At 43.1% G+C, this 12,553-nt stretch carries 10 protein-coding genes; 7 read left to right on the top strand and 3 right to left on the bottom strand.

Annotated elements, in window-relative coordinates; genetic code table 11:
* The first annotated feature begins 16 nt into the window (after positions 1-16).
* From MKY77_RS20140 to MKY77_RS20130, 3 genes are read left to right on the top strand one after another with little or no spacing between them, the layout of a single operon-like run.
* Entirely contained in the window at positions 17-1,033 is a 1,017-nt protein-coding gene (locus MKY77_RS20140) for a sugar phosphate nucleotidyltransferase (RefSeq protein WP_339147455.1), read from the top strand.
* Positions 1,030-2,481, top strand: coding sequence for a glycogen synthase GlgA (glgA, locus tag MKY77_RS20135; RefSeq protein WP_339147454.1), 1,452 nt, complete (start codon positions 1,030-1,032; stop codon positions 2,479-2,481). Before MKY77_RS20140 ends, glgA begins: the two co-directional genes overlap by 4 nt.
* Positions 2,471-4,876, top strand: coding sequence for a glycogen/starch/alpha-glucan phosphorylase (locus tag MKY77_RS20130; protein ID WP_339147453.1), 2,406 nt, complete (start codon positions 2,471-2,473; stop codon positions 4,874-4,876). Before glgA ends, MKY77_RS20130 begins: the two co-directional genes overlap by 11 nt.
* Before the next feature lie 96 nt (positions 4,877-4,972).
* On the opposite strand, the gene MKY77_RS20125 is transcribed toward MKY77_RS20130, so the two are convergent.
* On the bottom strand, positions 4,973-5,701 hold the full coding sequence (locus MKY77_RS20125) for a lipase family protein (protein WP_339147452.1): 729 nt from the start codon (positions 5,699-5,701) through the stop codon (positions 4,973-4,975).
* A 156-nt stretch (positions 5,702-5,857) separates the two neighbouring features.
* Here MKY77_RS20125 and MKY77_RS20120 point away from each other — a divergent pair, with 156 nt between their 5' ends.
* Positions 5,858-6,283 carry a DUF1801 domain-containing protein gene (locus tag MKY77_RS20120; RefSeq protein ID WP_339147451.1) on the top strand — a complete coding sequence of 142 codons (426 nt, stop codon included), beginning with the start codon at positions 5,858-5,860 and terminating at the stop codon, positions 6,281-6,283.
* A gap of 39 nt (positions 6,284-6,322) precedes the next feature.
* Here MKY77_RS20120 and MKY77_RS20115 read toward each other — a convergent pair whose 3' ends face one another.
* Positions 6,323-7,066, bottom strand: a complete 744-nt coding sequence (locus MKY77_RS20115) for a TraR/DksA C4-type zinc finger protein (RefSeq protein ID WP_339147450.1) — start codon at positions 7,064-7,066, stop codon at positions 6,323-6,325.
* Between the two features lie 300 nt (positions 7,067-7,366).
* On the bottom strand, positions 7,367-8,305 hold the full coding sequence (locus MKY77_RS20110; protein WP_339147449.1) for a 1,4-dihydroxy-2-naphthoate polyprenyltransferase: 939 nt from the start codon (positions 8,303-8,305) through the stop codon (positions 7,367-7,369).
* A gap of 279 nt (positions 8,306-8,584) precedes the next feature.
* Between MKY77_RS20110 and MKY77_RS20105 the strand changes: the two genes are divergently transcribed.
* Genes MKY77_RS20105 through menH form a run of 3 tightly spaced genes read left to right on the top strand, consistent with a single transcriptional unit; the run spans position 8,585 to position 12,544 of the window.
* Positions 8,585-9,976, top strand: coding sequence for an isochorismate synthase (locus MKY77_RS20105; protein WP_339147448.1), 1,392 nt, complete (start codon positions 8,585-8,587; stop codon positions 9,974-9,976).
* Positions 9,976-11,745 carry a 2-succinyl-5-enolpyruvyl-6-hydroxy-3-cyclohexene-1-carboxylic-acid synthase gene (gene menD / locus MKY77_RS20100; RefSeq protein WP_339147447.1) on the top strand — a complete coding sequence of 590 codons (1,770 nt, stop codon included), beginning with the start codon at positions 9,976-9,978 and terminating at the stop codon, positions 11,743-11,745. The genes MKY77_RS20105 and menD overlap by 1 nt, the downstream gene beginning before the upstream one ends.
* On the top strand, positions 11,735-12,544 hold the full coding sequence (gene menH, locus MKY77_RS20095; RefSeq protein WP_339147446.1) for a 2-succinyl-6-hydroxy-2,4-cyclohexadiene-1-carboxylate synthase: 810 nt from the start codon (positions 11,735-11,737) through the stop codon (positions 12,542-12,544). Before menD ends, menH begins: the two co-directional genes overlap by 11 nt.
* Positions 12,545-12,553 lie beyond the last annotated feature (9 nt).

Here is a 12,553-nt window from a genome sequence, read left to right as displayed (position 1 = left end):
AGGAAGGGTGTCTTTTATGAATAAATCAATGCTTGGGATCATCGATGCTACAATCCATAATGAAGATATGCAGGAGTTGACGTTGAAGCGTTCAATAGCTGCAGTTCCTTTTGGCGGCCGTTATCGCTTGATAGACTTTGTTCTATCCAATATGGTCAATTCGGGAATACAGAATGTAGCCATCTTTCCGCGTTACCAGTACCGATCGCTGATGGATCACCTTGGATCGGGGAAACAATGGGATCTGGATCGCAAACGTGATGGATTGTTTTTCTTCCCAAGTTCGGAAAATGTGAATACTGGTTCCTTTCAGCATTTCAAAGAGAATGAGGACTTTTTCGTGCGGAGCAATCAGACATATGTTGTTATCGCCAATAGTTTCACAGTGTGCAATTTGAATTTCAATCAAATTTTAGATCGCCATATTCAGAATAGATGTGATATCACGCATGTGGTGAAAGAAGATGAAACGCTGGATATGTATGTATTAGAAAAAGATTTACTTGTCAAATTATTCATGAATCATGAGCAAACAGGGTATAGAAGTATCATGGATGTGGTGCAGGACATTACGAGCGGCTATAAAATATGCAACTACGAATATACGAATTATGCAGCAGTGATCGATTCCTTGGAGAGCTATTATGAGCACAGCCTGGAACTGTTGGATCCTTCCGTCTGGAAGCAGGTATTTGTGAAGAACCAGCCTGTTTTTACGAAAGTAAAAGATGAGCCGCCAACAAGCTATTCAAAAGATGCTTATGTGAAGAACTCCATGATTGCCAATGGTGCCATCATTGAGGGGCATGTGGAAAACAGTATCATCTTCCGGGGTGTAAGAATTGGAAAAGGTACCGTGGTCAAAAACAGTATTGTGATGCAAAAAGGCATTATTGGAGAGAATTGTGTTTTAGATTCTGTCATTCTAGACAAAGATGTGAAGGTAGAGAACCGAACGGTGTTAACTGGTAAAGAAGATTCCCCTTATTTAGTAAAAAAAGGATCAGTACAAGGAGCTCTGATGAATTCGTGAAAGTATTGTTTGTCGTATCTGAATGTGTTCCATTTGTGAAATCAGGAGGCTTGGGCGATGTTGCGGGAGCATTGCCTAAGGAATTGAAGAAACTTGGTACAGATGTACGTGTCATCCTGCCTAAGTACGGGCAGATCCCTGAAGTATTTAAAAATAGAATGAAAAGGATACAGACCACATTTGTTGATGTTGGGTGGCGCAACCAGTATTGCGGTGTGGAAGAGCTGACACATGAAAATGTAACCTATTATTTTATTGATAATGAATACTATTTCAATCGCGATTCCCTGTATGGCCATTTTGATGACGGGGAACGCTTTTCCTTTTTCTGTCGGGCGGTACTAGAGAGCATGACGGCTATCGATTTCATTCCAGATGTGATCCATTGTCATGATTGGCATACCGGCATGGTAAACTTCATTCTGGAGCGGGAATACAAGCAAAATCCACGCTACGAGCATATTCAAAGTGTCTTTACCATCCACAACCTCCAATTTCAGGGAGTGTTCCCGCCTAGCATCCTTCACGATTTGCTAAGGGTAGATTATAAGCATTTTACTGCGGATGAACTCGAATTTTATGGGAATGTCAATTTCATGAAGGCGGCACTGGTATCATCGGGCTACATAACAACCGTAAGCCCCACTTACAAGGATGAAATTCAAACGGCCTATTTCGGTGAAAAGCTGGATGGGGTTCTCAAGGCTAGGAATGACGCGCTTGTAGGAATCATTAATGGGATCGATGATGAATTATATAGCCCTGAAACCAATGAATACATTGAAGCGAATTATTCCGCCAATAAGATGGAGAATAAAAAACTGAATAAAGAGGCCTTGCAGAATTTATGCGGGTTGCCTGTAAAAGAAGATACTCCGATCATTGCCATGGTCAGCAGATTAACAAAGCAGAAGGGGCTGGACCTTGTCACTTGTGTATTACATGAAGTGTTGGAAGAGGATGTACAGGTGGTTGTACTTGGAACAGGTGACCCTCAATTTGAACAATACTTCCGTGAACTGTCCTACCGTTATCCGCAAAAGGTGAGGACATTCATCGGATTTGATGAACCGCTTGCCCATCAGATCTATGCGGGGGCTGATATGTTCTTGATGCCTTCCCGTTTTGAACCATGTGGGCTTGGCCAGTTAATCGCCCTTCGCTACGGGACGATCCCGGTAGTAAGAGAGACAGGTGGGCTGAATGATACGGTCACTTCTTACGATGAAACTACATTGGAAGGTAACGGGTTCTCGTTCACTAACTTCAATGCCCACGATATGCTATATACCATCAGACGTGCCATCAGCTTTTATGAGCAACCGGAAGTATGGAATGGCATAATGAAAGAAGCAATGGAACGCGATTATAGCTGGGCGAAATCAGCATTTAAATACAATCAATTGTATTCAACCTTAATGGCTAGGAGTGGAGTGCATGTTCTCTGATAAGGAAAAGTTCAAGACAGCTTTTTTAAAAAAGCTGGAGAGTATGTACGGGAAGAGCTTTCAGGAATCAACATCAAGAGACCATTATCATACACTCGGAAATATGGTGCGGGAATATATTAGTGCCAACTGGATTACCACCAATGAACGAAATCGCGCCGCAGATGAAAAACAGGTGTACTATCTTTCCATCGAATTCTTATTGGGTAGATTACTCGGAAGTAATCTATTGAACCTTGGAATTCAAAGTGTCGTCGAGGAAGGCTTGAAAGAACTTGGACTTGATTTATCCGCAATTGAAGAGATTGAAGCGGATGCTGGGCTTGGAAATGGCGGTCTTGGCCGTCTTGCTGCATGCTTCCTTGACTCGCTTGCTTCCCTGGACCTACCGGGACATGGCTGTGGAATCCGCTATAAGCATGGTCTGTTTGATCAGAAGTTCGTCGACGGATATCAGGTGGAACTGCCGGAGCAATGGCTGAGACATGGTAACGTCTGGGAAGTCAGAAAGCCTGACCAGGCTGTGGAAATTAACTTCTGGGGCAAGGTGGAGTCCTATAAGGAAGATGGAAAAGAAAAGTTCAGGCATGCAAAAGGAGAAGCGATAACTGCTGTTCCATATGACATGCCGGTTGTCGGCTATCAAACAGAGACAGTCAATATGCTGCGTCTTTGGAGTGCAGAGCCAGCGCCTTTTCCTACTAATAAAGATATCATGCAATATAAGCGCGATACAGAAGCAGTATCTGAATTCTTGTATCCGGATGATACCCATGATGAAGGGAAGATATTACGCCTCAAACAACAGTACTTCCTGGTAGCTGCGAGTATTGGCAGTATTATACGCTCCTACCGTAAGAAGAATGGAAGTTTAATAGATTTTCATAAGCGTGTCACCATCCATATCAATGACACCCATCCAGTGCTGGCCATCCCTGAACTGATGAGGATACTGCTGGACGAGGAGGATATGAGCTGGGAGGAAGCATGGGAGATAACTTCTCATACCATTTCCTATACCAATCATACCACCCTATCAGAAGCGTTGGAAAAATGGCCGATCAATATTTTTCAGCCGTTGTTGCCACGTATCTATATGATAGTGGAAGAGATTAATGAGCGCTTTTGTGCGGATTTGTGGAAGAAATATCCCGGTCAGTGGGGACGAATTGAAGAAATGGCGATTCTTGCACATGGCTTGGTTAAGATGGCCCACTTGGCGGTTGTCGGTAGCTTCAGTGTTAATGGTGTGGCTAAAATTCATACGGAAATTTTGAAGAACCGTGAAATGCGTTTGTTTTACGAAGCATTCCCGGATAAATTCAATAATAAAACGAATGGAATTACACATCGCCGTTGGCTGTTAAAGGCAAATCCGCAGCTGACCTCCCTTATCCAGGATACTATAGGTCATGGATGGATGAAGGACACGACACAGCTACGTCAGCTTGATGTATATGCAAACGATTCCGCTTTTTTGGATAAGCTGGATCAAGTAAAGCGTGAGCGCAAGCAGATTCTTGGAGAACGCATAAGAAAGCAGACAGGGATCATCGTCGATCCAGATAGCATATTCGATGTCCAGGTGAAAAGGTTACATGCCTACAAACGCCAGTTGTTAAATGTGTTTCATATTATGTATCTTTATAACCGGTTGAAAGAGGATAGCAGTTTCGATATCCACCCAAGGACATTCATTTTTGGAGCGAAGGCTTCACCTGGTTATTATTATGCCAAGAGGGTCATCAAACTGATAAACTCCTTGGCTGATAAGGTGAATAATGATCCGGCGATCAATGGGCGTTTAAAGGTCATTTTCTTGGAAAACTATCGTGTATCCTTGGCGGAGGATATCTTTCCTGCAGCCGATGTGAGCGAACAGATCTCTACTGCCAGTAAAGAGGCATCGGGAACAGGAAATATGAAGTTCATGATGAATGGTGCTTTGACCATCGGTACCTTAGATGGGGCAAACATAGAAATAAAAGAAGAAGTCGGCGAAGAAAATATGTTCATTTTTGGTCTGACAGCGGAACAGGTGCTGAATTATTATCAGAACGGGGGATACCGTTCTAGTGAATATTATCATCATGATAAACGTATTCAACAGGTCCTAGAACAGCTTGTAAACGGCTTCTTCCCGGATGTGGATGACCACTTTGAACCGATTCACGATTCTTTGCTGATGCAAAATGATGAATACTTTGTGCTAAAGGATTTTTCGTCTTATATTACTGCGCAGGAACGGGTCGATGCAGCCTATCGGGACCGGAACCATTGGCTGACAATGAGTGCCAAAAACATCGCACACTCCGGCTTCTTCTCAAGCGACCGGACCATCAGGCAATACGCCGACGAAATCTGGGGACTCCAACCCAGCTATAGCAAGCGATAACTAAGAGAGAGGGGCAGGCTGGCCCTTCTTTTTTTGTGTTCCTTCGACGTCGGTAACGAAAATCCTTTGGGGGTCTGACCCCCTTTTGAACTTTTTTTACAACTTTTCCTTCATTGCCTTGATATAGGTTTCGATGCTGTGGTTTTTGACGATGGAGCCTTCGGTTAGTAGGAAGCGTGATGGTGTTTGGGTGTGTTTGTAGTGCCAGGTTTTTTTGCTGATGGGGGCGACGACTTTTGTCGGTGGAACAAATGGAACCAAGTCAGCCAGGTTTACGAAACGGATGGATGCGGGAACAGTCTCGTTGAAGAGGCTGGCAAATGCTTCGTCGCCAACTCTAGGCGCTCCAAAGGTGTAGATGTAAACTGCTGAGAAATCCGTATTCATAGCACAATCCAATGAAAATAGGGTGGCCAGTGCACCGCCGAGACTATGCCCGGTCACAAAAAGGCTTTTGGAAGAGTCAAGGCGTTCGAGAAGGCTCAGAAGTTCTGCCCGCAAGGATTCATAAACGGATAGGAAGCCACCATGGACAAGAGGTTGAGTATGACAATAAGGGAAGGGTTTCTGAAATATTTCTGCATCTGCTATCCAATCGGGATCTGTCTGGGTACCTCTGAATGAAATAATAATGGCATCTTCATTTTCTAAGACGAATCCGAACCATTCTAAGCTGTGAAAGGATACCCCCTTAAATTCCTTAATTAACTCAAAACCAGGTGGAATGGAAAAGATGCCATTCTGATGATATTGATCGTAGGCTAACTGGCAGCATTCAGCTAGGAAAATAGCCCATTCCTTGGATAAAATATTTCGGTAGTACATTTCATATCCCTCACTTTTAAGAAAAACTCGTGATAACGGCCTATGATAATGTATTGATGGAGAAAGGAAGTGGTGCCTATTTTGCTGAAGGAAAAGGAAAAGTCAGTTGGTCTGTGGAACTACTTATACAGTATGATTTCTTAAGGGGGAACAACGGTGGCTTATGAATTGAAAACAAAGGAAACAGATAACAGTGTAATAGAATTTATTGAAGCAGTGGATAGTCCAAAAAAGCGGGAAGACGCTTATAAGCTCTTAGATATTTTTTCCGAAACGACAGGGTATGAGGCCAAAATGTGGGGACCAAGCATAATTGGGTTCGGTTCCTATCATTATAAGTATCCAACAGGACATGAAGGGGACGCACCGTTAGTAGGTTTTTCACCCAGGAAAGCGAAAATAAGTCTTTATTTTGCAACAGGTGATTCGAAAAGGGGGGAACTGCTGAAGGAATTCGGGAAGCATACTACTGGTAAGGCTTGTGTGTACATAAATAAGGTTGCGGATATTGATGAGAATGTACTCAAAGCGTTAATTAACCAGTCTGTTGCGTTTTTAAAGGAAACATATCCTCAAAAATAAGAAAGGCTGCCTCGTTGTGAGTGAGGCGGCCTTATCTTTTTATTCTGTATAGGGATCCTTTTCATACCCGTGTAAATCTCCGAAGGATGTCATGATTCCTTCTTCATCTAGGGCATCCTCATAGGCCTCGTGCTTGATAGATGGATAAACGGTGACATTTTGGCCGTACATATCGGTGCCTACGAAGTTTTCGTAGTCCTCGACATACCCTTCATTTTCTTCACTTTCCACATATGTGCGGTCGTAGTTTCCCACATCCTCAGAGAAATCGGATGGTGATTCGGATGTACCGTAGCGTTGTACAATTTGCCATGTGTCTTCTGCGTCAAAAGCAACCCCTTCAGACTCGTCGTATTCAAAACGTCCATATGGCGGCATCAGAACTTTTTCTTCCACCGGACGGTCATGGGAGACGACTTGGTCTGGGCTGTGTTCCTTGCAATAAGTGGTAGTAGGAAGAGCATCGAGTCTTTCTTCATCGATCTCTTTTCCGCAAACCTCGCATTTGCCATAAGTCCCTTCAGTCATTGCTTGGAGGGCGTGATTAATATCTTTCATTTCTTTTTCAGCATGTTCATTAAGGGCAATATCCTTTTCGCGCTCATACAGTTCGGTGCCAAGGTCCCCAGGATGGTTATCGTATGCAGAGAGTTCACTTACTGATTCGTAGGGGTGTTCTTGTTCAAGCTGGTAGTGGTCATTTTGGTCCAGGTGGGCTTGAAGCTCCTTTTTTGTATCTTCTAGCTGTTGCTTTAAACGGTTTATTTTATCAGGGGATATCATAAATAGACTCCTTTCAAATACCTGTCTATTTTTATTATGAACGTTCCCTTTGAAAAACATGATTGCCAATTAAAAAAAGCTGACACGTTTAAGTGTCAGCTTCTTAATGATTGGCTCTGTTAAAAGTCGCTGTTGATTTCCGCAATAGGCTTCGCTTTCCGCGGGGCGACCTTGAGCCTCCTCGTTCCACTGCGGGTCTCAAGATTGTCGCTACTCTCCCGCTGGAGTCTACGCCTTTTGCTCCAATCACCAGCTAGAAACAGGTCATATTCAACAACTAACTTTAACAAAGTCTAATGATTAGATAAAGTATCCTACAAGCAATCCGATTCCGAGCAAGAAACCGAAAATGGTGTTGGTTTTTGCTGTGGCCACCATCGCAGGCATCATCGTTACGTTGCTGTTATTATTTGTGAAACCTTTGATTGCAGAGAGTGGTTTAGCGATCGATAGGAAAACTAATAATAACCAGAAAGATGCGTATCCGGAAACGATAAAGAGCACAATAAGGGCATAGGAAACGATGAACATCGCTGCAAGTAGGATGATGGCGTTTTTACGTCCCAGTAGAATAGCGACTGTTTTACGACCATTTTCTTTGTCACCGACAATGTCCCTGATATTATTTGCCAAAAGGATTGCTCCAACAAGAATGGAAATAGGAATGGAGATCACCATGGCAGTGCCTGAAATCGCACCAGTTTGGATATAGAACGAAATCAGGATAATGACAAATCCCATGAAGAATCCTGCTACAATCTCTCCAAATGGGGTATAGGCAATAGGGTAGGGACCTCCTGTATAAAAGTACCCAGCTGCCATGCATGCTGTCCCGATCACTGCCAACCACCAGGTGGTATTCATACAGATAAATACTCCGAGTAACGTGGCTATACCAAAGAATAGGAAAGCTAAGCGGATGACGGTTTTAGGTTTGACCCCGTGTCGGACTATCGCTCCGCCGATCCCGACCGAGTTTTCATTATCCAGGCCTTTTTTGAAATCGTAGTATTCATTGATCATGTTTGTGGCGGCTTGTATTAAAAGACTTGCTATCAACATGGCAAAGAATAGTGGCCAGTCTATAGTTGTGTCATATAGTGCTAGTGCCGTCCCGATAAATACCGGTACAAAAGCCGCGGTCAAGGTATGTGGACGAAGCAGGTTCCACCACACCTTCCATCTCTTTTCGGTAGGTGCTTGAAAGCTTGTCTCTGTTTGTATTGTCTGAGGCTGCATTATGACCCCTCCATCTATTAGTAGGGCTATACTAAAATAGCCATGTAAAAAGCGAAAACGTTATATTATAAATACAATATAAGTGTATGTAAAGGGACAAAGGGTGTCAACGGTTTTTCAGAAGAAACAAAGGAAGATTTTACATGGTATTATTATAAGGAAGAAACTCGAAAGAAAACAGTTCATTTTGTTGACATAAAAAGGTTTAGAGGTGTATCTTTAAGGAAGCTATTTGAGAGACAAAGTCTTGCGGTAACAAGGCCTCGGGGGGAGTCTTACATGATTACAATACCATATAACCATATAGTGAGTTTATGGGAGGAAGCGAAAACAAGAGCGACCTCGATAAACCAGTCGGTCTTAATAAGTTATACGAAAAAAGTGGAACAGCTAGATCCCCTGCAATTTTTTCAGAAGTGTGAACAGTTCTTTCCGGGACAGCGCTTTTTCTGGTCCAACCCTGATCATACCCATATGCAGGTTGGTGCAGGAGTAACAGCAGAGTTCACTGCAAAAGGGGAAGAAGACAGGTATCATCACATTGAAAATCAATGGAAGCGTTTTATACAAGCTGCTGTTTGCAAAAGTGATTCACCGAATGTAGGTCCAGTCTGCTATGGTGGCTTTTCTTTTGATCCAAAAAAGGAAAAGACAGGGCTTTGGGATGAGTTTGCCGATGCCCTTTTCATTTTACCGACATTTATGCTTACGAAAATAGAGAATCAAACATATATTACGGTCAATTACTTAAACAATTGTGAGCAAGCCACACTCAAGGAATTAGTCAGAATGGAAGAGGAGCTATTGAATGTCTCTTCTATTAAGCATGCCAGCACCACGTCCATTGTAAAATGCCTTGAAATGGATCCTGTTGAATGGAAGGAATCCATATCGGAAGTGACGAAGCGAATTACGGAAGGTGAGATGGATAAGGTCGTACTGGCGAGAGAGCTGCGCGTTCTTTTTCAGGATAAAGTGAATGTCACGCCAGTTCTCCAAAACCTTTTGGAAGAGCAGGCGAACAGTTATATATTTACGATTGAAAGAGGGACGGACTGCTTTTTGGGAGCAACTCCCGAGCAATTAGTCAAAAAACATGGGGAAAAAGTCGAATCCATGTGCTTGGCAGGCTCGATTGCCCGTGGCGGGACTATGGAAGAAGACGTTCAATTTGGTAAAGCACTACTGACGGATGAGAAAAACATGCATGAGCATGATTTGGTTGTCCAGATGATACGTGCTTCCTTAGAGAAAGTTTGTGAACAGGTTAGCACACCATCTGAGCCTAACCTATATAAAATGAAGCATATTCAGCATCTTCACACTCCGGTTAAGGCAAAATTAAAAGAAGATAGTAGCATAGCGGACTTGGTAAAATTGCTACATCCTACTCCAGCCCTCGGGGGATTCCCACAAGATATTTCATTGGAGACGATAAGGGAAGTGGAGAGATTGGATAGAGGCTGGTATGCGGGACCACTCGGATGGATGGACTGGAAGGAAGATGGGGAATTCATTGTCGCAATTCGTTCGGGACTTTTGCAGGGAAGCGAAGCCTCATTATTTGCAGGCTGCGGAATTGTCGGTGATTCCGATCCGGAGAGCGAGTACCACGAAACCCAGATTAAATTCCGACCAATGTTATCAGCACTAGGGGGCAGTTTGACATAATGAATGCAACAAACGACATGACCTATTATCTTGCAGCATTTGTAGACGAATTAGTAAAAAGCGGGTTGGAAAATGTGATCATCAGCCCTGGATCCCGCTCCACCCCTATCGCTCTTTTAATGGCAGAACATCCAGACCTGAGTGTTACAGTATTGATCGACGAACGATCGGCGGCATTTTATGCACTCGGTTTGGCGAAAACGAGCAACAAGCCCGTGGCCATCCTTTGCACATCTGGAACTGCAGCTACTAATTACTATCCGGCTATTGTGGAAGCATTTCAATCAAAGTTACCTTTGATTGTTCTGACAGCTGACCGGCCTCATGAGCTCCGGGATGTGGGGGCTCCTCAGGCTATTGATCAATTGAAAATGTACGGGAATTATGTGAAATGGTTTGTGGAAATGTCCCTTCCTCAAGATACAATTGGGATGGTCCGCTATGCCCGTAACATGGCTGCACGGGCAGCTGGAACTTCCCTGAGTGCTCCAGGTGGACCAGTTCATCTTAACTTTCCACTCCGCGAGCCATTAATCCCTGATTTAGAAGCGGTGGATTTATGGACAAAATACAAGAAAAATAGCGATTCCATCGTGGAAGTCAATATTGGCAACTATTCAATTTCCGATGAGAAAGCTTCTTATTTTGCAAAACTATTGAATGAACGGAAAAATGGAGTCATTGTCTGTGGGGAAATGCCGCAATCAAAGGCGGAAGCTTTTACAAAAGCGATTACTGAGTTATCGGAAGCCCTTCAGTATCCTATTTTCGCAGATCCTTTATCAGGATTGAGGACAGGAAGCCATTCCAAGGATTCAATCATAGAAGGATATGATGCCTTTCTTCGTCCGGAAGAAGTGAAAGAAAAGCTGCAACCGGAAGTGATTATTCGATTCGGTGCGATGCCGGTGTCCAAATCTTTGATGCAATACATAAGCAAAGCCAGCAACGCTATTCACATTGTGGTGGACGGGGATGGTGGTTGGAGAGATCCGACACTTCAAGCAAACTATATGGTACATGCTGAAGAAACTCATTTCTGTGAGAGGGTGGCAGCCCAGCTTAAACCTCGTGTAACTAGTGAGTGGCTGGGTTCTATCCGAACGTTGAATGATAAAACCAAAATGGTCCTGTCAGTGGAGAAAGAGGATAGCATGTTTGAGGGTAGAGTCATAACAGAACTTCAAGAGATACTTCCTGACAGTTCAGCTACTTTTGTAGGAAACAGCATGCCGATACGAGATGTGGATACCTTCTTGCATTGCAATGATAAAAAACTGACGGTGCTTGCGAATAGAGGAGCCAATGGGATTGATGGTGTAGTATCGACCGCACTTGCGGCAAGTACTTTCTATGATAATTTCGTACTGGTCATTGGTGATTTGTCTTTCTATCATGATATGAATGGATTGCTTGCTGCCAAGTTGCAAAAGTTAAACGTAACCATTGTCTTGATCAATAACAATGGTGGGGGCATCTTTTCTTTCCTTCCACAGTCCAAAGTAGAGCAACATTTTGAAGCCTTGTTTGGGACGCCGACACATATGGATTATGAGCATGCTGTGAAGCTGTATGATGGGAAATACACACTTGCATCTAATTGGCATGACTTTAAGAGTGCGCTTGTTGATTCATTAAACAGTGATGGATTGAAAGTAATTGAAGTACCAACAAATCGGGAAGAAAACGAAGCACTCCATCGGAAATTGTGGAAAAATGTTTCCCAGGAAATTATTTTGTCGATGGAGACGAAATTCGATGGAAATTAACGGGGTAACCTATCATGTCGACCTCATAGGTGATGGCGAACATCATGTACTTATGTTGCATGGATTTACGGGAAGAGGAACCAGCTTCAAAGAAATGATTGCTGGATTTCCTTGTTCGGATTCCTTCACTTTTATATTGATAGATCAACTAGGGCATGGGAAAACAGAGATACCAATGGATCCAAAACGGTATAGCATAGAAAATGCAACGGCTGATTTAAAAGAAATAATTGATAAATTAGGTATTTCAAGTGTATCTCTATATGGGTACTCCATGGGAGGGCGCTTGGCTCTTTCCTTTTCGATTTCTTATCCAGCACTAGTAAGGAAACTAGTGCTGGAGAGTGCATCGCCAGGACTGAAAACGAAAGAGGAACGTTGGGAAAGGCAACAGGCAGATGAGAGACTTGCTGATGAAATTCAAGGGGAAGGGCTTCAATCTTTTGTGGAATTTTGGACAAACATTCCCCTGTTTAAGTCCCAAAAAGCGCTTCCTGAAAATAAACAGAAGGCAATTTATGAGCAAAGAATGGATAATTCATCTATTGGTCTTGCCAATAGCCTTCGCGGGATGGGTACTGGGATTCAGCCATCCTATTGGGAGCACCTTACACAGATGGAGTTTCCGGTCCTTTTAGCAGCTGGTGAGCGGGATGAGAAATTTGTCTCGATTGCTCAGGAAATGAATAAAAGGATAAAAAAATCGCATTTTATAAAAATAAGTGAAGCAGGACATGCAATTCATGTGGAAGTACCGCGAAAGTTTGGTAAAATAGTAAGTGAGTTTTTGTCGAACTAATTTATTTAG

It is taken from the genome of Sutcliffiella sp. FSL R7-0096, from assembly GCF_038595065.1.
Taxonomy (GTDB): domain Bacteria; phylum Bacillota; class Bacilli; order Bacillales; family Bacillaceae_I; genus Sutcliffiella_A.
The sequence above is the reverse complement of the archived record's forward strand: the minus strand, read 5'-3'. Positions and strand labels throughout refer to the sequence as shown.